General features: G+C 65.4%; 23 protein-coding genes. 10 read left to right on the top strand and 13 right to left on the bottom strand.

From position 1 onward, the window contains the following. Positions 1 to 40 precede the first annotated feature (40 nt). The 3 genes from WCL10_RS02910 to WCL10_RS02900 all read left to right on the top strand — a co-directional run bounded on the left by WCL10_RS02910 (position 41) and on the right by WCL10_RS02900 (position 2,847). Positions 41 to 712: a TetR/AcrR family transcriptional regulator gene (locus tag WCL10_RS02910; RefSeq protein WP_336894124.1), complete on the top strand. Its 672-nt coding sequence runs from the start codon at positions 41 to 43 to the stop codon at positions 710 to 712. 110 nt (positions 713 to 822) lie between these two features. Continuing rightward, complete coding sequence (locus WCL10_RS02905; RefSeq protein WP_336894123.1) at positions 823 to 2,163, top strand: aromatic ring-hydroxylating dioxygenase subunit alpha; 1,341 nt, start codon at positions 823 to 825, stop codon at positions 2,161 to 2,163. Positions 2,164 to 2,166: 3 nt separating this feature from the next. Then, positions 2,167 to 2,847 carry an SDR family NAD(P)-dependent oxidoreductase gene (locus WCL10_RS02900; RefSeq protein WP_336894122.1) on the top strand — a complete coding sequence of 227 codons (681 nt, stop codon included), beginning with the start codon at positions 2,167 to 2,169 and terminating at the stop codon, positions 2,845 to 2,847. A 47-nt stretch (positions 2,848 to 2,894) separates the two neighbouring features. Here the strand turns inward: WCL10_RS02900 and WCL10_RS02895 are convergent, their stop codons facing one another. The 8 genes from WCL10_RS02895 to WCL10_RS02860 all read right to left on the bottom strand — a co-directional run bounded on the left by WCL10_RS02895 (position 2,895) and on the right by WCL10_RS02860 (position 10,472). Then, positions 2,895 to 3,905, bottom strand: a complete 1,011-nt coding sequence (locus tag WCL10_RS02895) for an NADP-dependent oxidoreductase (RefSeq protein ID WP_336894121.1) — start codon at positions 3,903 to 3,905, stop codon at positions 2,895 to 2,897. Positions 3,906 to 3,989: 84 nt separating this feature from the next. Then, the gene (locus tag WCL10_RS02890; RefSeq protein ID WP_336894120.1) at positions 3,990 to 4,343 is read right to left on the bottom strand and encodes a Rieske (2Fe-2S) protein; all 354 of its coding nucleotides are present in this window, start codon (positions 4,341 to 4,343) and stop codon (positions 3,990 to 3,992) included. Positions 4,344 to 4,345: 2 nt separating this feature from the next. After that, entirely contained in the window at positions 4,346 to 4,879 is a 534-nt protein-coding gene (locus tag WCL10_RS02885) for a VOC family protein (protein WP_336894119.1), read from the bottom strand. Beyond that, complete coding sequence (locus WCL10_RS02880; RefSeq protein ID WP_336894118.1) at positions 4,876 to 5,883, bottom strand: NADP-dependent oxidoreductase; 1,008 nt, start codon at positions 5,881 to 5,883, stop codon at positions 4,876 to 4,878. The genes WCL10_RS02885 and WCL10_RS02880 overlap by 4 nt, the downstream gene beginning before the upstream one ends. Before the next feature lie 61 nt (positions 5,884 to 5,944). Then, a complete protein-coding gene (locus tag WCL10_RS02875) occupies positions 5,945 to 7,390 on the bottom strand; it encodes a dihydrolipoamide acetyltransferase family protein (protein WP_336894117.1) in 1,446 nt (481 codons plus the stop codon). Positions 7,391 to 7,401: 11 nt separating this feature from the next. Continuing rightward, on the bottom strand, positions 7,402 to 8,415 hold the full coding sequence (locus tag WCL10_RS02870; RefSeq protein WP_336894116.1) for an alpha-ketoacid dehydrogenase subunit beta: 1,014 nt from the start codon (positions 8,413 to 8,415) through the stop codon (positions 7,402 to 7,404). Positions 8,416 to 8,435: 20 nt separating this feature from the next. Beyond that, positions 8,436 to 9,410, bottom strand: coding sequence for a thiamine pyrophosphate-dependent dehydrogenase E1 component subunit alpha (locus WCL10_RS02865; RefSeq protein WP_336894115.1), 975 nt, complete (start codon positions 9,408 to 9,410; stop codon positions 8,436 to 8,438). 246 nt (positions 9,411 to 9,656) lie between these two features. Beyond that, complete coding sequence (locus tag WCL10_RS02860) at positions 9,657 to 10,472, bottom strand: LuxR C-terminal-related transcriptional regulator (RefSeq protein ID WP_336894114.1); 816 nt, start codon at positions 10,470 to 10,472, stop codon at positions 9,657 to 9,659. Positions 10,473 to 10,734: 262 nt separating this feature from the next. Here WCL10_RS02860 and WCL10_RS02855 point away from each other — a divergent pair, with 262 nt between their 5' ends. The 4 genes from WCL10_RS02855 to WCL10_RS02840 are packed head-to-tail and all read left to right on the top strand — an operon-like array spanning position 10,735 to position 13,108. Further along, a complete protein-coding gene (locus tag WCL10_RS02855) occupies positions 10,735 to 11,517 on the top strand; it encodes an SDR family oxidoreductase (RefSeq protein ID WP_336894113.1) in 783 nt (260 codons plus the stop codon). After that, positions 11,514 to 12,332: an SDR family oxidoreductase gene (locus tag WCL10_RS02850; protein WP_336894112.1), complete on the top strand. Its 819-nt coding sequence runs from the start codon at positions 11,514 to 11,516 to the stop codon at positions 12,330 to 12,332. Before WCL10_RS02855 ends, WCL10_RS02850 begins: the two co-directional genes overlap by 4 nt. Further along, positions 12,329 to 12,481 (top strand): NAD-dependent epimerase/dehydratase family protein, encoded by a 153-nt coding sequence (locus WCL10_RS02845; RefSeq protein WP_336894111.1) that lies wholly within the window; start codon positions 12,329 to 12,331, stop codon positions 12,479 to 12,481. The genes WCL10_RS02850 and WCL10_RS02845 overlap by 4 nt, the downstream gene beginning before the upstream one ends. Next, entirely contained in the window at positions 12,482 to 13,108 is a 627-nt protein-coding gene (locus tag WCL10_RS02840; protein ID WP_336894110.1) for an SDR family oxidoreductase, read from the top strand. It begins immediately after the preceding gene. A 1-nt stretch (position 13,109) separates the two neighbouring features. Here the strand turns inward: WCL10_RS02840 and WCL10_RS02835 are convergent, their stop codons facing one another. The 3 genes from WCL10_RS02835 to WCL10_RS02825 form a co-directional block, all read right to left on the bottom strand. After that, complete coding sequence (locus WCL10_RS02835) at positions 13,110 to 13,895, bottom strand: SDR family oxidoreductase (protein ID WP_336894109.1); 786 nt, start codon at positions 13,893 to 13,895, stop codon at positions 13,110 to 13,112. Positions 13,896 to 14,038: 143 nt separating this feature from the next. Beyond that, the gene (locus WCL10_RS02830) at positions 14,039 to 14,464 is read right to left on the bottom strand and encodes a nuclear transport factor 2 family protein (protein ID WP_336894108.1); all 426 of its coding nucleotides are present in this window, start codon (positions 14,462 to 14,464) and stop codon (positions 14,039 to 14,041) included. 16 nt (positions 14,465 to 14,480) lie between these two features. After that, positions 14,481 to 15,242, bottom strand: coding sequence for an SDR family oxidoreductase (locus WCL10_RS02825; protein WP_336894107.1), 762 nt, complete (start codon positions 15,240 to 15,242; stop codon positions 14,481 to 14,483). 146 nt (positions 15,243 to 15,388) lie between these two features. Here WCL10_RS02825 and WCL10_RS02820 point away from each other — a divergent pair, with 146 nt between their 5' ends. Genes WCL10_RS02820 through WCL10_RS02810 form a run of 3 tightly spaced genes read left to right on the top strand, consistent with a single transcriptional unit; the run spans position 15,389 to position 16,953 of the window. Beyond that, positions 15,389 to 15,793: a nuclear transport factor 2 family protein gene (locus WCL10_RS02820; RefSeq protein WP_336894106.1), complete on the top strand. Its 405-nt coding sequence runs from the start codon at positions 15,389 to 15,391 to the stop codon at positions 15,791 to 15,793. Beyond that, on the top strand, positions 15,793 to 16,143 hold the full coding sequence (locus tag WCL10_RS02815; RefSeq protein WP_336894105.1) for a putative quinol monooxygenase: 351 nt from the start codon (positions 15,793 to 15,795) through the stop codon (positions 16,141 to 16,143). The genes WCL10_RS02820 and WCL10_RS02815 overlap by 1 nt, the downstream gene beginning before the upstream one ends. A gap of 6 nt (positions 16,144 to 16,149) precedes the next feature. Further along, positions 16,150 to 16,953: an SDR family oxidoreductase gene (locus tag WCL10_RS02810; RefSeq protein WP_336894104.1), complete on the top strand. Its 804-nt coding sequence runs from the start codon at positions 16,150 to 16,152 to the stop codon at positions 16,951 to 16,953. Positions 16,954 to 17,243: 290 nt separating this feature from the next. On the opposite strand, the gene WCL10_RS02805 is transcribed toward WCL10_RS02810, so the two are convergent. Both WCL10_RS02805 and WCL10_RS02800 read right to left on the bottom strand, forming a co-directional pair. Further along, entirely contained in the window at positions 17,244 to 18,857 is a 1,614-nt protein-coding gene (locus WCL10_RS02805; RefSeq protein WP_336894103.1) for an AMP-binding protein, read from the bottom strand. 20 nt (positions 18,858 to 18,877) lie between these two features. Then, positions 18,878 to 20,407 carry a carotenoid oxygenase family protein gene (locus tag WCL10_RS02800; protein ID WP_336894102.1) on the bottom strand — a complete coding sequence of 510 codons (1,530 nt, stop codon included), beginning with the start codon at positions 20,405 to 20,407 and terminating at the stop codon, positions 18,878 to 18,880. Positions 20,408 to 20,419: the final 12 nt, after the last annotated feature.

Genomic DNA, 20,419 nt, shown 5'->3' with positions numbered 1-20,419 from the left:
ATCAGGCGGAAAACCGCTTTGTCCTGTGCAGGATGAGGGGATGGACGAGAACGGATCGGCTTCGGGCGAAAGGATGCTGGCGGCGCTGCGCCCGGCCGATCTTGCCGGCACGCCCGCCAGCTGGCAGCAGCGCAAGAGCGTGCGTACGCGCCTGAAGCTGGTCGAGGCGGCGATCGACTGCCTGGTCGAGAGCGGCTATCCCGGCCTTACTACGCAGGCGGTGGCCGAGCGCGCCGGCTCGTCGCGCGGGGCGATGCACCACCACTTCCCGACCCGGCTCGACCTCGTCGCGGCGGTTATCGACCACGTGTTCTACAAACGCATGCGGCTCTATCTCGGCGACTATCTCAAGGACCTCGCCGGGCTGGACCCGGCCAAGGTGGTGGCGGTTGCCACGGCGGCGCATTGGCGCAGCGTGCAGACACGCGAATATGCCGCTTACCTTGAGCTTGCGGTGGCCTCGCGCACCGAGACAGAGCTCGAACAGATGTTCGTTCCGGCCGCGCGCCGCTATGAAGAGGTGTGGCTCTCCGAGATGACCGGCACCTTCCCGTTCTGGGAGGAGCAGTGGGAGGCGATGCTTCGGGCGAACGATTTCGTGATCGCGGCGCATATGGGCATGCTGATCCAGCGCACCGTGCTTGGCGAGACGCGTACCCAGACCATCGGCGAGATCATCGAGCAGTTCGCAGCCTCGCTCTACCGGACCTGACACGGCCGCCGCGCCGCGATCTCTCCAAAATGTCAGGTGGCGCGGAGCCAAGACGGGGCGCAAAGTGTGCCTCAATGACAGCTACCACGCTGCCGCCCGAGGAGAGCGCCATGAACCGGCCAGCAGATGCCACCCAGCCGCTAGACGGGCGCGATCCCGCCAATCTGCGCGGCGATGCCATCACCGGAGACCGCTACTTCTCGCCCGAATTTGCCAAGGCCGAATGGGATCGGCTGTGGACGCGCATCTGGCACGTTGCCGGGCGCACGGCCGAGATTCCCGAGCCGGGCGACATGGTGGTGCACAACTTCATGAAGGAGTCGGTGTTGTGCATCCGCCAGGACGACGGCTCGATCCGCGCCTTCTACAACGCCTGCCGCCACCGGGGCATGCGCATGGTCGGCGAAAGCACGTCGATCGATACGATCACATGCCCCTATCATGGCTGGCGTTGGGGCAAGGACGGCCTGCTGCAGCATGCGCAGGATCGGCACGACTTTCCGCAAGGTGATCCTTGCGGAAAGCTGCGGCTGAACGAGCTGCGCTGCGACACCTGGGGCGGCTTCGTCTGGTATACGATGGACCCCGATGCGCCGACGCTTGCCGAGTACCTGCACCCCATGCCCGAGGTTTACCGTGCCTATCCGATGGACACGGCGGTGCGTGTGGCGTGGTACCGGATCGCGATCAACGCCAACTGGAAGTTCGTGACCGACAACTTCTCGGAAAGCTACCACACCCGCACCGCTCACCCGCAGGTGCCGCCATGGATCGATCAGGACGTCGATACCGCGCGGCACGAGATGTGGCCTGCGGGGCACGGGCGGACGGTGCAGCCGATGCGGCCTTCGCTGAGCGATAGGCTGCCCGACGGGGTCGAGCATCCCTTTGCGTCGATCCTCAGGGAGTGGGACATCGATCCGGCGCAGTATGCGACTTACGAGGATTTCGCGCTGCAGGGCTGGCACGATCTCAAGGCGGCGAAGCGGCGGCTGTGGCGCGAGCGCGGCTATGTGCACTACGAGCATATGGACGACGAGCAGATCACCGACAGCCCGCACACGGTGATCTTCCCCAACGTGACGATCAGCTTCCTGCCGGACAACCTCGTGTTCTTCCGCAGCGAGCCGCATCCGACCGACCCGGAGAAATGCTACTTCGACTTGTGGTGCATGGCCTTCCCGGTGGAGGGCCAGGAAACCTGCCAATCGATCATGGCCGGGGAGAAGCCGCTGCGCGAGGTGGAGGTGTGCGAAGTGCGCGACTTTGACGGTGGACGTGGTATCCCCGAACTCGCCGGCCAGATCGTCTACCAGGACATGGAACTGGCCGAGGCGATGCAGGCCGGCATGCATTCGCGCGGATACACCGATGCCTATCTGCCGGCGCAGGAAACACGCGTGCGCTTCTTCCATGAAGTGCTGAACGATTGGATCGAGGGGAGACGATAAGCCATGGCTACTGTTGCAATCACCGGGGCTGCCCGGGGTATCGGGCTTGAAATTGCTGCGCAGCATGTTGCAGCCGGAGACCACGTGCTGGCGCTGCCGCGAAAGGCGAGCCCGGCGCTCGAGGCGCTCGCCGCATCTTCTGGCGGGCTGCTGACGATTCATGAATGCGATGTCGCCGATGATGCTTCGGTGCGTGCTGCGGCGGCAGCGAGCGGCGACGGGGCGATCGACATTGTCTACAACGTGGCGGGCGTGACCGGGCCGATTGCGAACGAACTGGAAGGCGCGGATTGGGCGGCGTGGAACGAGGCTTTCTCGATCATGGTGCAAGGCCCGCTGCGCGTGCTGCAGGCCTTCCTGCCGCGCCTCGGCGAGGGCAGCAAGGTGATCAACGTGACCAGCCAGCTCGGCGCGTCGACCTGGCCGATGGGCGGCATGTATGCCTATGCCTCGGCCAAGGCGGCACTCAACCGGCTGATGCGCTCGGTGGCGATTGATCTGAAGGCCAAGGGCGTGATCATCGGCCTTGTCCACCCGGGCTGGGTGCAGACCGACATGGGCGGCCCCCATGCCGAGATTACCCCGTCGGAGAGCGCTGCCGGCATCCGCAAGGTGGCGGCCGACTGGACGCTCGAAACATCGGGCGACTTCCTCAAGTGGAACGGCGAGAACCACGCCTGGTAAGGCGGTGCGCGCCCCCTTCTCCTAGGAGAAGGGGGCAGTGCGCGGCCCTAGGCGACCTTGACGACGACCTTGCCGATGGCTCCGCCGCGCAGCATCCGGGCATAGGCGGCGAGCACATTTTCGAGGCCTGCGGTCTCATCGAAACGCATGACGAGCCGGCCTTCATCGAGCCATGCACGCAAGGGCGGCAGGTAGGCATCGGTGCGGCCGAAGTAGTCGGGCAGGAAGAAGCCTTCGATCCTGAGGCGCTTCATCAGCACCTGATCGTAGCGTTCCGGGCCCGGCAGCGGCGCATCATTGTCATAGGCGGCGACAAGGCCGCAGACCGCCACGCGGCCGAACAGCGCCATGTTGGGAAGCACGGCATCTAGAATCGGCCCGCCGACATTGTCGAAGTAGGCGTTGAGACCGCCAGGCACTTCGGCGGCAAGGCGCGCGGCGACGTCGTCCGCCTTGTAGTCGATGGCGATCTCTGCGCCGAGTTCCTCGGTGAGATAGCGGCACTTGTCCGGCCCGCCGGCAATACCGACAACCCGCGCGCCGAGATTGCGCGCCACCTGGCAGGCCATGCTCCCGGTCGCGCCGGCGGCTGCCGATACCGCGATCCACTCGCCCGGCTGGATACGGGCAACATCACGCACACCGATCAGTGCAGTCCAGGCGTTCATGCCGAGGGTCCCGAAATGCTCGCGCGGATCGGTAAGACCGGCATCGACGACATCAAGCCCGGTGAGCGCCGGAGTGACTACCGAGTAGTCTGCCCATTGGGCGAACCCCCGGACCATCGCGCCGACAGCATAGGCAGGGTTCCGGCTTTCGCAGACCGTGCCTAGCACCAGGCCGACCATCTTGCCGCCGAGTGGCAGCGGCGGCTGGTAGCCATCGGTGCGTGGGCCCATCCACATCCGCGTGCCCGCATCCATCGAGAACCACTGCGCGGCGATGCGGACTTCGCCATCGCCAAGCGCGGCCAACTCCTCTTCGCGCAGCGACAGCGCGCTGGCAAAATCCTGTCCTTGCGGGTGCGCGTCGAGTTGCCAGAAGCGGTTCTTGGTCATGGTCAATTCCCTTCGACCCTCGGAGTGGCCCTGCGCGCAGCCCGGCTCACCTCTCCAAAAAGGGAGGCCGGGCTCCAGGGGCTTCTAGCTGCCCCCGACCGGCGTATCGCCCGGGCCCGGAGGAGTATCGGGCAGGCACACCTCGAGCATGGCACCTTCCAATCGGAGCGGGAAAACCCTGAGATCGTTGTAGGTGCCGCCAAGGCACTTGCCGCTGGCGAGTTCGAACCGAGCACCGTGCAGCGGGCACATCACCGCGCCGCGCCGGATCCGGCCGGGTGAAAGAAGCGCGGCCTGGTGGGTGCAGCGATCGTTTATGGCGTGGAAACCGTCATCGGTGCGGACGACGAGCACATACCAGCCCGCCACTTTGGCGGCGAGCTTGCCCTCGGCCGGGAAATCACTTTCGGAAATCAGGGAATGCCAGCTCGTGCTCATCGTCAACCCATTGAAATTGCGTGAATTCTGGCGCGCTCTTCAGCTGAGCCATCGCGCGCGGCCTTGGCGACCATCGCGTAGAAGCCGGTGAGGCTCGGCGTCGGCGCATAGAGTTCGGTCATGTGGCCCAGCGTCGCGCTGGTGTCGGCAAAGGCGAAGACAAAGCCGTCGTTCATTTCCGCGCGCATGGCGCAAGGAGCGCCTTGCCTTGCGAAATCCGCGAGCGCTGCATCGACATCATCGACGAAGACCGCGACGTGGTGGAGCCCGTAACGGCCCGAGCCTTCGGGAAAGAGATCATGGAAAGGGGAGGGGCCGGGATTGTTCTGGCCGACGAATTCGATCATCACCTCACCCCATTGGCCATAGGCCGAGGTGTGGTCAAGCAGCCGCTCGGTGCCGCGATGCACCGAGCGTTTGAGCGGAATATGGTCGGCGACGAAGAACGGCCCCGATCCGAATGCGGCATTGTGCGCCGCCGCTGCCGCGCGCGGATCGGCGCAGAAATACGCGACCTGCCGGATGGGAAGGGTCATGTCAGCACCATGGTCTTGCCGATGGTGCGCCCGCCCATCAGATCGATGAAGGCGCCGGGCAGCGCCGCGAACCCATCGTGCAGATTCTCCAGCGGGCGCAACGCGCCGGCGGCATAAAGCGCGTCGAGCTCGGCCTGCGCTTCGGCCAGGCGGTCGGCGTGGTCGTAAGTGAGGAAACCGCGCATGGTCACGCGGTTCACCACCAGTTGCCACAGGTTCTTCACGCCCGGCGGATTGTCGGCATCATTGTACTGGCTGACCATGCCGCAGACCGCGATCCGTCCGTGGAGGCGCATGAGTGGCAGCAGGGCATCGAGCGTTTCGCCGCCGACATTGTCGAAATAGACGTCGATCCCCTCGGGTGCGGCGGCCCTGACTGCATCAGCAAGATCGGGCTCTGCGCGGTAGTCGATTGCGACATCGGCGCCGAGGCGGCGCACCACTTCGGCCTTGTCTGGCCCCCCGGCAAGGCCGATTACACGGCAGCCGCGCGCTTTGGCAAGCTGAACCACGGTGCTGCCGGTGGCGCCGGCCGCAGCGCTGACCACAACAGTCTCGCCCGCCTGCGCCCGCCCCACGGCAATGAGCCCGACCCATGCAGTAAGCCCAACCGGCCCCAGCGCGCCCATATAGTGCTGCAGCGGCACGCCAGGCGCTGCGTCCACGCGTTCCAGCCCCAGCGCATCGCCCCGGATCACGTAGTGATCGGACCAGGTGGCGAAGGTGCGCAAGAATGTGCCGACCGGCCAGGCCAGATCGTTCGAGGCGATGACCTCGCCCAGCGACATGCCGTTGATCGGCGCGCCGATGGCGACCGGCGGCAGGTAGCTTGGCCGGTCGTCGAGGAAGCCGCGGATCGCCGGATCGCATGAGCCGACGCGCATCGCCACGAGGATGTCGCCCGGCCCGATCTCGGGCATCGGCGCCGGAGCGAGCGCGAAGTCTTCCGGGACCGGCACGCCTTGCGGGCGCCGGGTGAGCACGATCTGGCGAATGGTTCCCATGACGGGCGGTCCTAGCCGGTTTGCACGAGCGGTGGCGCTGTCCATTAGGCTAGGGGCGGCCTTAGCGGAACAGGCTCTCCGGATCCTCGATCAGGCCTTTCAGCGTCTGCAGGAAGCCTGCGCCCGCGGCACCGTCGATGGCGCGGTGGTCGACCGAGAGCGAGAGCTGGATGCGGCTTTCGAAGGCGAAGTCGCCATCATCGAGCTCGACCGCGACGCGGTTCACCCCGCCAACGGCGAGGATCGCACCCTGCGGCGGGTTGATGATCGCGTCGAAGGCTTCGATCCCCATCATGCCCAGGTTGGAGATGCTGAAGGTGCCGCCGTCCATGTCCTCGTAGGAGAGCCGGCCGGCCTGCGCCTTGTCGATCAGCGCACGGGTGGCGGCGGCGATCTGCGTGATGTGCAAGCGGTCCGCCTGCCGCACCACCGGCGTGACGAGGCCCTTGGGGCTCGCGACCGCAATGGCGACATCGGCATGGGGGAAGCTGTGCACCGCATCGCCGTGGACTTGCACGTTCACGTCCGGATGGCGGACGAGCGCGAGGGCAACGGCCTTGACCAGATAGTCGTTGATCGACGCCTTGGCGCCGAGAACCAGATTGGCGGTCTTGCGCAAGGTCATCAGATCATCGACCGCGACGGAAACGCGCAGGTAGAAGTGCGGGATGGTCTGCTTGGCCTCGGTCAGGCGGCGGGCAACGACCTTGCGCACCTTGTCGAAGGGCTGGATCACCGGTTGATTGGCGACGGCCACGAACGGCGCGCCAAACACGGGCGCGGCGGCGGTTTCGGCCGGAGCCGGGACGAGGGCCAGCACGTCTTTCTTCGAGATACGGCCGCGCGGGCCGGTGCCGGTAACGCCCGACAGATCGATGCCATGCTGCGCAGCAAGGCGCTGCGCGAGCGGCGAGGCGAAGATCGCGCGGGTCTCTTCGGTGAGGGCCACCGTGCCCTTGAGGCTTAGCGCACGTTCGGGGCGCACGGCCTGCACCACGTCCTGATAGGTAATGCGCCCGTTCCGGCCCGAACCGGCGATCGGCTCGATATCGACGCCTTCGGCCTCGGCGAGCTTCAGCGCCTCGGGGCTGATCGCGCGGTTGGTGACGATTTTCTTCGGCGCGGCCGGGGCTGCGGCGGGAGCCGACTCCGGTGCGGCGGCGGGGGCAGACGCCTCGGCGCTGCCCGCCTTGGCCGCGACGCCCGTTTCAGCGGGCTTGAACGCGGCAACGAAGGCGTCGACTTCGGCATCGGTGGCCGCAGCATCGGCGAACACGCCGAGCAGCGCGCCGACCGGATGCGGTTGGTCGCTGGCGGGAACGAGGACGCGCTTGAGCACCGCGTCGTATTCGGCCTCGACCTCGTTGGTGATCTTGTCGGTCTCGATCAGGCAGAGGACCTGGCCGCGCGTGAAGGCCTGGCCTTCCGGGACCATCCATTCGGCAACCGTGCCCTCGGTCATTTCGATGCCCCACTTGGGCATGCAGAACGGGCGGATATCAGCCATGACGGCGTTCCTTAGCGGTAGGAGAGGACCTTGCGCACCGCCGCTTCGATCTTGGGGATCGAGGGCAGGTACGCGGTTTCCAGCTCGCGCGCGAACGGGACAGGCGTGTGCGGCGGCGTGACGCTGAGCGGCGGGGCCTTGAGGCTGGCGAAGGCCTTTTCGGCAACCAGCGCGCAGATGTCGCCGGCAAAGCCGCAGCGCGGGTTCGATTCGTCGACCACCACGAGGCGGCCGGTCACTTCGACCGAATCGAGGATCGCTTCCTCGTCGAGCGGGCTCGTCGTGCGCGGGTCGATCACGTCGCAGCCGATGCCTTCGGCGGCGAGCTTGTCTGCCACTGCCTCGCAGAAGCCGAGCAGCAGGCCGGTCGAGACGATCGTCACGTCCTGGCCGGCACGGGTGAGGCGGGCGTGGCCGAAGGGGATCATGAAGTCCTTGTCGTCAGACACCTCGCCCTTCACGCCGTAGAGCGCCTTGTGCTCGAGGAAGATCACCGGATCATCGTCGCGGATCGCGGTGCGCAAAAGGCCCTTCACGTCGGCCGGGGTGCTGGGCATCACGACCTTAAGGCCAGGCATGCCGGTGAGAATCTGGTGGACCGCCTGGCTGTGCTGTGCGGCGGCGTTGTAGCCCGCGCCCCATGCCATGCGGATCACGGCCGGGCAGCGCGTCTTGCCGCCAAACATGTAGCGGAACTTGGCGAGCTGGTTCCAGATCTGGTCGAGCGACACGCCGATGAAGTCGGCGAACATCAGCTCGGCCACCGGGCGCTTGCCGGCAAGCGCGAGGCCCGCTGCCGCGCCCATGATCGCGCTTTCCGAGATCGGGGTGTCGATCACACGGTCCGCGCCGAATTTGCCGTAGAGGCCGGTCGAGGTCGACCAGATGCCGCCGATGGCTTCCGGGCCGCCAGCGGTGCCGTTGCCGCCCACAATGTCCTCACCCAGCACGACGACGTTCTCGTCGCGCTCCATTTCCTCGGCGATCGTGGAGAGAACCGCCTCGCGATACATCATTTTTGCCATTGGTCGCGCTCCTGCGGGGCTCAGTACGAGATGTAGACGTCGGCAAGGACGTCCTCGGGGGTGGGCCGCTCGGCCGCCTTGGCCTTGACGACGGCGGTTTCGATAGCGTCCATCACGTCTGCATCGACCGCGTCGAGATCCTCGCCGGAGAGCAGCTTGGCTTCGGTCACGCTGGCCCGGAATTTCTTGAGGCAATCGCGCGTCTCGCGGATGCGATCGAGCTCACCCGGCCCGCGATAGCGCTGCGGGTCGCCCTCGAAGTGGCCGAAGAAGCGCTCTGTATCGAACTCGACCGCCGCCGGGCCGTTGCCGGGGACGCGGACATAGTCGAGCACTTCGCGCATCGTCTCGAACACCGAGAAGAAGTCGGTGCCGTCACCGCGCCAGACCTTCATGCCGAAGGCTTCGGCGCGGCTGGCGATGTCCTTGTTGGTCCCGACCGCATATTCGAAGCCGGTGTGCTCTGAATAGTGGTTGTTTTCAAACACGAAGATGCAGGCGGCCTTGGTGACGACCGCCATGTTCATCGCCTCGAACGTGGTGCCCTGGTTGCACGCACCGTCGCCCGAGAAGGTGATCGCGACGTGGCCCTTGCCATCGATCTTGCACGCGATGCCTGCACCCACCGCAATCGGTGCGCCCGCCCCGACGATGCCGTTGGCGCCCAGCATGCCCTTGTCGACATCGGCGATGTGCATCGAACCGCCCTTGCCTTTGCACAGGCCCTCGCGGCTGCCCCAGATCTCGGCCATCATGCCGTCAACGTCGCAGCCCTTGGCAAGGCAGTGGCCGTGGCCGCGGTGGGTGGAGACGATCTTGTCGTCGCTCGAAAGGTGCTCGCACACCCCGACCGCGACGGCTTCCTGCCCGCAGTAAAGGTGCGTGAAGCCGGCGATCTCGCCGGTCTGGATATCGACGTGGAGCCGTTCCTCGAACTCGCGGATCAGCTTCATCTGGCGATAGGCGCGCAAGAGCGCCTCACGGCTCAACTGCATCCTTCATCTCACCTTGTTGTTGGAGGTCATGGTTGTTGTGGTCATTTCCGGGCGGTGCGGAACTGCCGGGCAGGGCTTGCCGATGATCATCGCTTGCATCCCGTTGGTTGTCTCCGCCCTTCAGCAGTCCGGTTCACACTCTCGCCGGGCGCACGACGAATCCGCCGCGAGTCCCCACGATCCCTTCAGGCCACAGCGGGGGCCGCTTGCCGACTCTACAAAACGCTAGGGGAGCGAACAAACCGCTCAAGTTCCGAGCGAAATGTAGCCGAGCTGTGCCGCCTTGAACACGGTCTGGCTGCGGTTCACCGCATTGAGCTTGGTCGAGGCGTTGTGGATGTGGAAGCGCACCGTCGGGCGGCTGCGGCTCATGATCATGCTGATTTCAAGGTCGGTCTTGCCGATCGCGGCCCAGCGCAGGCACTCGACTTCGCGCTTCGACAGGCGCGAGCCCGGAGGCAGAGCCTGGCGTGCGCCCATGACCTGCACATAACTGGCGATGAAAGTGCGGGCATAGAGCCCGAAGGCATCGCCGTGGCTGGCAAAGGCCTCCTCAAGGTCTGTCATCGCAGTGTCGAGCGGATTGAAGCTGACCGCACCGATCTGGCCGAACGGCAGATGCACCGGGACCACGATGGCGGCGCGGGTCATCGCCCGGGCCTCGAAATTGCCAAGGTCGATCGCCGCGAGATAGCCGTTGGGTTCGCGCGTGCGGAAGCCTTGCGCATTCACCCAGAACGGCTCGCCCGTGAAGCGGCAGGCCGATGTCAGCGGCGAATCAAGCGCGATGCGCGAATTGCGCCACCAGGCTTTCTCGGCGTTCCAGCCAAACACATCGCTGGCGAGGATATTGCCCTCGTGGTCCACCGGAGTGCGCTTGTCGGCAATATCGTGTGCTGGTGCGGCGCGCATGCCCGCGTCCATCGCCAGCTGATGCAGCGCCTCGGCGGCGCGGCGCACGTCCTCGCGGGTCCTGATACGCACCAGATTGACCGTTTCGGCAGATATGGGGCGGATGGCCGACCCCGGTTTGCCTGTCGCCAATTCCAGACTCCGCGCCATGCTTATCTCCCGCTTCGCCTGGCGTCTTTGCAGCGCCGGATCGTGTTCAGGCACAATACCGGCAGTACTGCCGGTAATCAAGCTGTGTCATTCCGGCGCGGGCGGTTTGCCGGGGATGAGTGACCGGGGTGGGCCCGAGGGCGCGGCCGACGGCGGTGGCACTCCCGCTGCGTCACCTTGCGAAAAGCACAGGTTGCGCTGCGGCGCAGACCGTTCCACCAAGCCGCAAGGCGCGCGCGCGAAAACAGGCTGGGAGAGAACATTGACACGGCGACTCGAAGGCAAGGTGGCGCTGGTCACCGGCGGCACCACCGGCATCGGCGCGGCGAGCGTGCGGCGGCTCGTGGCCGAAGGGGCGAAGGTGGTCTTCACCGGATCGAAGGAGGCCGAGGCCGCCGCGCTCTGCGCTGAAACCGGCGCAACCTTCCGCAAGCACCGCGTCCAGGATGCGGCTACCTGGCCCGCGCTGATCGAGGACCTGCTCGCGGCGCACGGGCGGCTCGACATTGCCTTTGCCAATGCCGGGACCGAAAGCGGCGATGCCAGCATCGAGGACGTGGGCATCGAGGGCTGGGACAACGTGGTCGCGATCAACCAGACCGGCGTGATGCTCACGGTGCAGAACGCGATTGCCGCAATGAAGCGCAATCCCGAAGGGCCGATCGGCTCGATCATCATCAACTCGTCGATGAACGCCACGCGCCCTCTCGGCAATTACGTTACCTATTCGGTGACCAAGGCGGCGGTATGTGCGCTGGCCAAGTCGGCGGCGGTGCACTGCGGGCAGAAGGGCTACAAGATCCGCGTCAATGCGATCCTGCCCGGCGTGGTCGAGACCCCGCTGATCCAGCAGATCATGAACGCGCAGCCCGATCCCGCCGCTACGCGCGCGATTTACGAAGGTATGGCGCCGATGGGGCGTATGGCGCAGCTCGAGGAGATTTCGGGCCTTGTCGCCTATCTCGCATCGGATGAGGCCGGGTTCATTTCAGGCGCCGAGATCGCGATCGACGGCGCCACGACAGCAGGGATGATGGGGGTATGAGCGATCTGGGAGCGCAGCGGCTGCAGGGCCGCGTCGCATTCATTTCGGGCGGGCTCCGGGGCATCGGCCTTGCCTGTGCCGAGCGGCTTCTTGCCGAGGGCGCCGAAGTTGTCCTTTCGGACCTCGACGCAGAGAATAGCACCACTGTCACCGAGACACTTGCCCGGCTGGGGCAAGCCGCCAATTATATCTGCGCGAACGTGACGAGCGAGGACGACTGGGTCCGCGCGGCGCGGGCCGTGGAGGAGCGCCACGGCGCGCTCCATATCCTCGTCAATAATGCCGGGACCGACCTAACCGGGCCGGTCGAGACCATCAGCCTCGAGGCCTGGCGGCGGATCATGGCGGTCAATGTCGACGGAGTGTTTCTTGGCACGCGCCAGTTCGTGTCGCTGCTGGCGGCGAGCGGAGCGGATGTGAAGGGCGGGGCCTCGATCATCAACGTCAGTTCGATCATGGGCCTCGTGGGGCTTAGCGAGGTTTCGGCCTACAACGCCAGCAAGGGCGCAGTGCGGTTGTTCACCAAGAGCATCGCGCTGGAGTTTGCGCAGAAAAAGATGCCGATCCGCGCCAATTCGCTGCACCCGGGCTTCGTGTTGACGCCGCTGCTCCATGCCGGCTTCCAGCGCTGGGTCGATGCGGGGGCGGCCGAAAAAGTGCAGGACCTGATCGACGGCATGGCCGCCAACACGCCGATCGGTCGCCTGGCCGACCCTTCCGAACTCGCCGCCGCCGTGTTCTTTCTCGCCAGCAGCGATAGCAGCTACATGACCGGCGCCGAATTGGTTATCGACGGGGGATGGACCGCGCAATGACAATCGCGCTGGACAACGTGATCGCCGTGGTGACGGGGGCTGCGGGCGGGATCGGCCGCGAGCTGGTCAAGGCGCTGAAGGCCGCGCATGCGACCGTGATTGCCACTGATATGGCCGCCTCCGCCGAGATCGAAGGCGCGGACGTCTAAATGCAGCACGACGTGACCAGCGAGGCTGACTGGCAGGCGCTCGCGGCGCTGATCAGGCGCGACTATGGGCGGCTGGACGCGCTGGTGAACAACGCGGGCATCTCCATCGTCACCAAGTTCGACGAGACACCGCTGAGCGAGTTTCACCGGGTCAATGCGGTCAATGTCGATTCGATCATCATCGGCACGCAGGTGTTGCTGCCGCTGCTGCTGGCGGGTGGAAAGGCGCGGCCGGGCGGGGCGTCGGTGGTCAATTTCTCCAGCATCGGCGGCCTGCGCGGCGCGGCGTTCAATGCGGCCTATTGCACCAGCAAGGCGGCGGTGAAGATGCTCTCGAAATGCCTCGGCGCCGAATTCGCCGCGCTGGGCTACAACATCCGCGTCAATTCGGTGCACCCCGGCGGCGTTGATACCGCCATGCTCGGCTCGATCATGGACCGCTACGTCGAAATGGGCGCCGCGCCTTCGCGCGAAGTAGCGCAAGCGGCGATGGAAGCACGCCACCCGATCGGCAGGCAGGCCCGCCCCGCCGAAATGGGCGGCGGCGTGGTCTACCTCTGCAGCGAGGCGGCGAGCTTCGTCACGTGCAGCGAACTGGTGATCGACGGGGGCTTCAGCCAGGTCTAGCTCAGCTTCTGGACACCGTGCTCCCGGCGATCACCGATGCGCCGTCGTCTATCACGTGGCTTTGCCCGGTGATGAAGCGGCTCTCGTCCGAAGCGAGGAACAGCACGAGGTTCGCCACATCGACCGGCTCGCCAAGGCGGTTCGTCGCGGTCGCGGCATCGTGCACCGGGGCGGCTGCGCCAAGGGCGGCGAGCTTGCCGCCAAGGCTCTGCACCATCGGCGTGTCGATCCCGGCAGGGAGCACCGAATTCGCCCGCACCCCGCGCCCGTTCTTGATCGAATAGGCCGCTGTAGCGCGGGTGTATGCGTCGATCGCGCCCTTGGCCGCGCTGTAGGCGGCGAAGGTGGGTTCGCCCTGGATCGCCGCGATCGAGGCCATGTTGACGATCGAGCCGCCCCCGTTTGCCGCCATGGCCGGGATGGCGTGCTTGGTGCCGAAAACCACGCCGTCGAGGCTGACGGCCATGATCTTGCGGTAGTTCGGCTCGGTTAGTGTCTCTGGATCGCCAAACTCGACAATGCCGGCATTGTTCACCAGCACATCGAGCCGGCCGTGCCGCGCGACGATGTCGGCAATCAGCGCTTCCCACTCCGCTTCGCTCGTCACGTCGAGGCGCTTGTATTCCGCCGCGGCGCCAAGCTCGGCGGCGAGCGCGCTGCCTGCGGCATCGTCCACGTCGGTGAGAATCACAGTTGCGCCTTCGGCTACGAACAGCCGCGCGTCCGCCGCGCCGAGGCCCTTGGCGGCGCCGGTAACGATGGCGACCTTGCCCTTCAGACGGTCCATGTTAGTTCATCCATTCTGCGTCTGAACGCACAAATCCAAAACACCATCGTCATTGCGAGGAGCGTAGCGACGAAGCAATCCAGAGCGGCAGTGCGCGGCGCTCTGGATTGCTTCGCTACGCTCGCAAAGACGAGACCCAGTGATCACTCTCCCAGCTTCACCGCACCCGGGCGCGGCGGGCCGGCTTCGCGGGCGACCAGCGCCGTATCGTGATAGTGGATCGTATACTCCACCATCAGGCCATCAACGCAGCGGGTCGTCTCGGCGAGCGAGGTGCTGATGCGGTTGCCGGTGAGCTTGGAGGTCATCGTCATGCGCAGCTGGAGGCAGAAGTAGTTTTCATCTGTCAGGATGCCAAGGCGGTCGACCACCACGTCGTCCCAGTAGCTCCAGACATGCGGGAACAGGCGGATCAGCGCATTCTGCCCTTTCCAATCGCCGCCGAAGGGAAGCTCAGGCGGTTCGTGGACTACGTAATCGGGCGAAGTGATCGCCAGTACCCCCGGCCAGTCGCCCGCGTCGATGCAGGCAAGCATGGTGTGGGCGAGTTCGAGCGGAGTTTTTGCCATTGTCAGGTCCCGCCGATCAGAACTGCACGCGCTTGGTGAAGCCGCCGTCGATCACGAGATTGACGCCGGTTGTGTAGCACGACGCCGGGCTCGCGATGAACACGACCGCACGGGCCACTTCGTCCGGTGCGCCGAGGCGGCCCATCGGGATCTGCGCCTTGATGCCCTTGTAGAAGTCCGGCATCGCGCCCTGGATCATCTCCCAGCTGCCGCCGGGGAATTCGATCGGGCCGGGCGAGACGGTGTTGACGCGGATGCCCTTGGGCGCGAGCGCCTGGGAAAGCTGCGAGGCATAGGTGATCAGCGCGGCTTTGATTGCGTTGTAGGCCTGTGGCATGATGAAGGTCTCGACCGCGGCGGTGGACGACATCACGATGATCGAGCCTGCGCCCGAGGCTTCGAGCGCCGGGGTCAGCGTCTCGATGCCCTTGACCGCGGCCATGATGTCCACGTCGAGGCACTTCTGCCAATCCTGCGTGGCGCCGGCGCCCGAGACGCTGGCCATGTTGATGAAGATGTCGCAGCCGCCAAGCTTTTCGACCGCACCGTTGAGCCAGGCGACATAGCCTTCGAGATTGCCGGTCATGTCGAAGGCATCGCCATGCGCCTTGCCTTCGTTGCCGGCGAGCTCGGCAAGCGCGGCGTCGATTTTGGCCTGATCGCGCGAGAAGAACGCGACATCGGCGCCTTCGGTTGTGAGGATCTTCAGGATCTCGAGGCCGATCCCGCGGGCCCCGCCGTTCATGATGACTTTCTTGCCCTTGAGACCCAGATCCATCGCGCTCTCCATCCACGGTTCATCGCCCGGTGAACCCGGGCTTTTGTCGTGCCAGAATAGCCAAAACTCGTGCCCTGACAGCGCGCGGAATTGATAGTTTCTGAGCCTGCGGAATCGCCTTACGCTCCCCCCGATTGGGAGAGAATATGGCTATCACCGGACCACTCGAGGATCAGCTCGCGATCCGCGCGCTGCATGACAACTACGCCGATGCCGTGTTCCGGCGCGACGCGACTGACTGGGGTGCGCTCTGGGCGGACGATGCCGTCTGGGATCTGGCGGGGCACACCGTGAACGGCAAGGAATCCATTGTCGGCCTGTGGACCGGCGCGATGTCGACCTTCGCTTTCGTCGGCTTCTTCTACCAGACCGGCGCCATCGTCATCGACGGCGATACGGCTACCGGCCGCGTCTACACCAACGAGACGCTCGAGGACCTCGAAGGCAACCTGCGCCGCAGCATCGGCCACTACGAGGACACGTACGTCAAGCGCGGCGGTGCCTGGCTTTACCAGAGCCGCAGCTTTTCAGTTCTGAAGGGGTATTCGTAATGATCGTCGTTGTTGCTGGTGAGATCGATTTTGCGCCGGAAGTGCGCGACGAAGTGCTCAAGGATGCGCAGCCGCTGATTGACATGGCGCTCGCGGAGAAGGGGTGCCGCCACTACGCGTGGAGCCTTGATCCGCATAATCCTGGGCGCATTCACGTGTTCGAGGAGTGGGAGACCGCCGAGGATCTCGCTGCGCACCTGCTCGCCGAACCCTACTTCAAGATGGGCGCGCACCTTGGCAGCTTCACCATTCTGGGCGCCAGCACCCGCAAGTATCGCTGCGACCTGTCGGAGCCTGTCTACGGTCCTGACGGCGTGGCCACCGCAACCTTCCTGACTGCAGAGGACTGACAGGCCATGACCAATCTTTCGGGCAAGGTTGCCGTGGTGATCGGCGCGGCGGGTTCGGGCAACATGGGCCAGCACATCGCCCGCACGCTTGCCGATGCAGGCGCCAAGGTGGTGGTTGCAGGGCGCAAGGCCGATGAGCTCAAGCGCTTCGCCGGCGTGATCGCGGGTGACTGGGCGCTGTGCGATCTTTCGAAAAAGGCCGATGTCGAAGCGCTGGCGACGACCGTGCTGGAGCGCCACGGCAAGGTCGACATCGCCATTAACGCGACCGGCTGGGGCCTGCTCAAAGGGCTCCACGAGATCACCGAGGAAGAGCTCGACCAGATCATCGCGCTGCAGCTGAAGGGCGTGCACTACTTCCTCAGCGCCTTCGTGCGCGCGATGCCGCATGGTGGTTCGCTGATCCAGATTTCATCGGCCACCACGCAGTGCGTGATCGATGACCATGCCGCCTACATCGCGACCAAGGCGGGGTCAGAAGCGCTGATCCGCTGCGTCGCCAACCAGTATGGCCCGCAGGGCATCCGCGCCAACGTGCTTTCGCCCGGCTTCACCCTGAGCCCTATGACCGAGCAGTCGTTCGCGGTACCCGGCCTCGCCGATGCTTTCGTGAAGGAATACCCGCTGGGCCGTGTCGGCACCTCGGAGGATATCGCCAAGGCCGCGCTGTTCGTGGTCAGCGACGATTGCTTCATGTCGGGCCAGAACCTGCAGATCAACGGCGGCCTGACCCTGCGGCGCAACCCGCGCCCGGGCGAAATCCAGGCGGCGGTTGGCGCGGCGATGGCCGCATTGCAGACGCAGAGTTGAGCTTTACGCCCTGACGCGGCGAATAGGTTTCGTCATTGCCAGCGTAGCGAAACATCCAGAGCCCCGCGCACAACCGCTCTGGATTGCTTCGCTACGCTCGCAACGACGAGCAGGGGTTGATTGACGAAGGTTGGATTTCCCCAATTCGTCACCCCGGACTTGATCCGGGGTCAGGCTTCTTTGGTCTAGCGTCGCGCTTCGAAGGAAAGCCCAACCCCCGGTCAAGCCCTGGGTGACGTTGGTTCTGGGGGGAGGGCGTGTCTACTGCGTGGGTGGCAGATAGCGGGCGCCTATGTCGCCTTCTCCGCCTCCATCTGCGCCTTGATCATGCTGCGCAGCATATCCTTGCGGATCTTGCCCGATGCGGTGCGCGGGAAGGCTTCCACCCATTCGATGCGTTCGGGGCACTTCTGCTTCGCCAGCCCCGCCTCGCTGACGAAGGCCGAAAGCGCGGCCATGTCGGGCTGCTCCTCGCCCATCGGGATCAGATAGGCGCAGATGCCTTCGCCCAGCCGCAGGTGCGGCATCGAGACGACGGCGGCTTCCTTGATCGCGGGGTGCAAGTGGAGCACGTCCTCGATTTCCTTGGCGCTGATGTTCTCGCCGCCGCGGATAATGAGGTCCTTCTTGCGCCCTGTAATCACCAGCGCGCTCGAGGGGGTGATGCGGCCGATGTCGCCGGTGCGGAAGAAGCCGTCGTCGGTAAGGGACTCGCGGGTCTGCTGGGGATCGGCATAGCCCAGGAACATCGCGGGACCGCGCACAAGAATCTCGCCGTCGGTGCCATGGGGCACTTCGTTGCCGTCGTCGTCGACAAGGCGCAGTTCGTAGTCGAGCGCGGCGCCATCGGTCTCGGCGGCCTCTTCAAGGCTGACTTCGGGGAGGATGCCCGGCGTCGCCAGCGGCACTTCGGAGCTGCCATAGACCCGGTAGGCACAAGGATGGGCCAGTCGGCGGTTGGCGGTATGGACGAGTTCCGACGGCACCGCAGCGCCGCCGCAGGCAAAGCGGCGGAAGGTGGGGAGCTTGGAGCCGGCGGCATCGGCGGCATCGCACAATTCCTGCAGGAACGGCGTTGCGGCGACGGTGGAAGTGACGCCGTAGCGGTCGATCAGCGCGACCGCCTCGGCTGCTTTCCAAGCTTCCATCAGCACGACCTGACTGCCGACAGCGAAGGGCTTTTCCAGCCCGCCCGAAAAGCCGCTGATATGCGTGACCGGCGAAGGCATCAGTGTGACATCGTTCGGCACGCCGCTGTAGCGCTTGCCGAACTGCGCGACCCGGTCGAGCGTGTTGTGCGAATGAAGCACGCCTTTGGGCCGCCCGGTGGTGCCCGAGGTGTAGAGAATGAGCTTGAGCGCGTCGGGGTCGACTTTGGGGAGCGGCGCGGCGAGACTGCGGCCATGCTCCACCAGCGCCGCGTAGTCGGGCGTGCGTTCCGCAGGCCGCACGAAGATGATATGCTGCAGTTGCGGCAGGTGCGGGCGCACCCGGTCCACCATCGCGGCGAAATCGTAGCCCCGGAAAGTTTCGGCGACGAAGAAGGCCCTGGCGCCGCAATCACCCAGCATCTGGATCACTTCGGCATCGCGGTAGATCGGCACGATCGGATTGATCACGAAGCCGCCGAGATTGGCGGCGAGGTTTATCACCGAGGCTTCGATCCAGTTGGGCACCTGAAAGCTGATCACGTCGCCGGTACCGAGGCCCAGATCACGGAGAGCGCGGGCGAGCGCCTCGCCGTCCGCCAGCAGGCTGGCATAAGTCGGCGCGGCGGGGTCGCCGAGATAGACCACCTTGTCAGGATCGCTCTCGGCCCACCGGCGCGCGTAATCGCCGATGGTCATATTGCTCCAGCTGCCGTCGGCAGCATAGGCGGCAAGGTGCGCAGGGATCTTGGCCATGTGCGATTTTCGGTCGGACGTCAGTTCGTGATTGCCTGCTGGTAGAGCGGGTTATCCTCTGCGTAGAAATTGCAGTGGAAGCCGCTCGGCACGCGGAAGGGGATGAGAACGCGCGCGATCGGTCCGGCGGCGATGTCCTTGGCGGCGAAGATCGCCAGCTCGCTGGTGCCGCTGTTCGCCGGGTGGACAAGAGTCATGGCGTAGCCGTCGGCCTCATCGGTGCTGCCAAGGCGCGGTGCGAAGACGAGTTCGCCCGCTGCCGCGCCCGCGCCGAAGTGCCAGATGTCTTCCTCGCCGGTCTGGGTGTCGTAGCGCAGTACCGCGTCCATGCCCTCGACGCGCCCGTCGCGGGATTTGAGGTTGATGTTGGCGAAGCTGTGGCGCGACTTCCTTGTCATCAGGCGGTCGTCGGGGCGCGGGAACTGGATGTCGCGGCAGTTGAGGACCTCCTCCTTGATCCAGCTCGTGTTGCCGGTGGGGTCGATGGTCCATCGGCGCAGGCTCTGCTGGGTATCGAGATGGGTACGCCGCGCGCCGGTCTCGTCGGGAAACAAGGCCGTGCCGTTGGCGGCGGCAACGTCCGCGATGATCTTGCCGTCTTCTTCCCAGACATTGAGTTCGTGGAACATGTGGCGCGGCTCGAATTCGAACCACTTGATGTCCGCCGCTCCGCCCTCGCGCGGCATGACCGCGAACTTGGTCGGGCGGTTGTTGACCCACGCGGTCATCGGGCCACCGGCGGCGAAGCGCTTGAGGTCGGTGTCGATGGGAATGAACGGGAAGACCGCCCAGTTCTCCGTCAGCAGGAAGGTGTGCATCAGGCTGAAGTGCGGCATCGGGATGATCTCGGTCTTGCGCAGCGTCCCGTCTGCAGCGACCACGTCGTAGCGCATTTCAGCCGGTCCCATCATGCCGTAGATGGCAGCGCCGGTGTTGAACATCTCGCGCGTCTTGTAATCGATCTTGGGATGCGCCGAGAAGCTGGAGGTGACGAGACCGCCATAGGTTTCCTCATGCAGCGTATCCAGCTTGCGCGGATCGAGCGCGACGGGCGGCGCGCCTTCCATCAGCGCGAGCAGCTGGCCGCCGTGGAGGATGATATTGGTGTTGCCGGTGTTGTAGCGCTTGCCCTGGACGCTGGGGTCCGAAGTCATCGGATTGCCGAAAATGCCGAAGAGGCGGCGACCGGCGGCCTTCTCGAGCTCGAACTTCTCGGTCTTCACCCAGCGGTTGCGCATCGAGACGCGGCCGTCTTCGAAGGCAAAGGCGAAGACCATGCCGTCGCCGTCGAACCAGTGGTAGTCGCCCTCGCGCGGAGGGTAGAGCGGATCGGGGCCGTTGCGGTAGAAGATCCCGGCAAGGTCGTCGGGCAGCTTGCCCTCGATGATAAGGTCAGGCGCATCTGCCTCGAACCGGATCGGTGCGTGATGCCCGGAAAGGTAGGGGTGATCAAAGAACGGCTCAGCCATGGCCTGTGTATCCTCATCGCCGCGCTGGTCGGCGGCCTGCGGCGCACTGTGGGAAGGATGGCGCGGCGCTTCACCTGCCAAAAAGGGGAGTGC

The sequence above is a fragment of the Novosphingobium sp. genome (assembly GCF_037133355.1).
GTDB lineage: Bacteria > Pseudomonadota > Alphaproteobacteria > Sphingomonadales > Sphingomonadaceae > Novosphingobium.
The sequence above is the reverse complement of the archived record's forward strand: the minus strand, read 5'-3'. Positions and strand labels throughout refer to the sequence as shown.

Bases quoted from the DNA above. Each gene is read 5' to 3' on its own strand.
- WCL10_RS02860 (WP_336894114.1), bottom strand. From the start codon at position 10,472: ATGGCGCGGAGTCTGGAATTGGCGACAGGCAAACCGGGGTCGGCCATC.
- WCL10_RS02870 (WP_336894116.1), bottom strand. From the start codon at position 8,415: ATGGCAAAAATGATGTATCGCGAGGCGGTTCTCTCCACGATCGCCGAG.
- WCL10_RS02845 (WP_336894111.1), top strand. From the start codon at position 12,329: ATGACAATCGCGCTGGACAACGTGATCGCCGTGGTGACGGGGGCTGCG.
- WCL10_RS02880 (WP_336894118.1), bottom strand. From the start codon at position 5,883: ATGGGAACCATTCGCCAGATCGTGCTCACCCGGCGCCCGCAAGGCGTG.
- WCL10_RS02900 (WP_336894122.1), top strand. From the start codon at position 2,167: ATGGCTACTGTTGCAATCACCGGGGCTGCCCGGGGTATCGGGCTTGAA.
- WCL10_RS02895 (WP_336894121.1), bottom strand. From the start codon at position 3,905: ATGACCAAGAACCGCTTCTGGCAACTCGACGCGCACCCGCAAGGACAG.
- WCL10_RS02825 (WP_336894107.1), bottom strand. From the start codon at position 15,242: ATGGATCTGGGTCTCAAGGGCAAGAAAGTCATCATGAACGGCGGGGCC.
- WCL10_RS02890 (WP_336894120.1), bottom strand. From the start codon at position 4,343: ATGAGCACGAGCTGGCATTCCCTGATTTCCGAAAGTGATTTCCCGGCC.
- WCL10_RS02885 (WP_336894119.1), bottom strand. From the start codon at position 4,879: ATGACCCTTCCCATCCGGCAGGTCGCGTATTTCTGCGCCGATCCGCGC.
- WCL10_RS02830 (WP_336894108.1), bottom strand. From the start codon at position 14,464: ATGGCAAAAACTCCGCTCGAACTCGCCCACACCATGCTTGCCTGCATC.
- WCL10_RS02835 (WP_336894109.1), bottom strand. From the start codon at position 13,895: ATGGACCGTCTGAAGGGCAAGGTCGCCATCGTTACCGGCGCCGCCAAG.
- WCL10_RS02820 (WP_336894106.1), top strand. From the start codon at position 15,389: ATGGCTATCACCGGACCACTCGAGGATCAGCTCGCGATCCGCGCGCTG.
- WCL10_RS02905 (WP_336894123.1), top strand. From the start codon at position 823: ATGAACCGGCCAGCAGATGCCACCCAGCCGCTAGACGGGCGCGATCCC.
- WCL10_RS02850 (WP_336894112.1), top strand. From the start codon at position 11,514: ATGAGCGATCTGGGAGCGCAGCGGCTGCAGGGCCGCGTCGCATTCATT.
- WCL10_RS02810 (WP_336894104.1), top strand. From the start codon at position 16,150: ATGACCAATCTTTCGGGCAAGGTTGCCGTGGTGATCGGCGCGGCGGGT.
- WCL10_RS02865 (WP_336894115.1), bottom strand. From the start codon at position 9,410: ATGCAGTTGAGCCGTGAGGCGCTCTTGCGCGCCTATCGCCAGATGAAG.
- WCL10_RS02815 (WP_336894105.1), top strand. From the start codon at position 15,793: ATGATCGTCGTTGTTGCTGGTGAGATCGATTTTGCGCCGGAAGTGCGC.
- WCL10_RS02875 (WP_336894117.1), bottom strand. From the start codon at position 7,390: ATGGCTGATATCCGCCCGTTCTGCATGCCCAAGTGGGGCATCGAAATG.
- WCL10_RS02910 (WP_336894124.1), top strand. From the start codon at position 41: ATGGACGAGAACGGATCGGCTTCGGGCGAAAGGATGCTGGCGGCGCTG.
- WCL10_RS02840 (WP_336894110.1), top strand. From the start codon at position 12,482: ATGCAGCACGACGTGACCAGCGAGGCTGACTGGCAGGCGCTCGCGGCG.
- WCL10_RS02805 (WP_336894103.1), bottom strand. From the start codon at position 18,857: ATGGCCAAGATCCCTGCGCACCTTGCCGCCTATGCTGCCGACGGCAGC.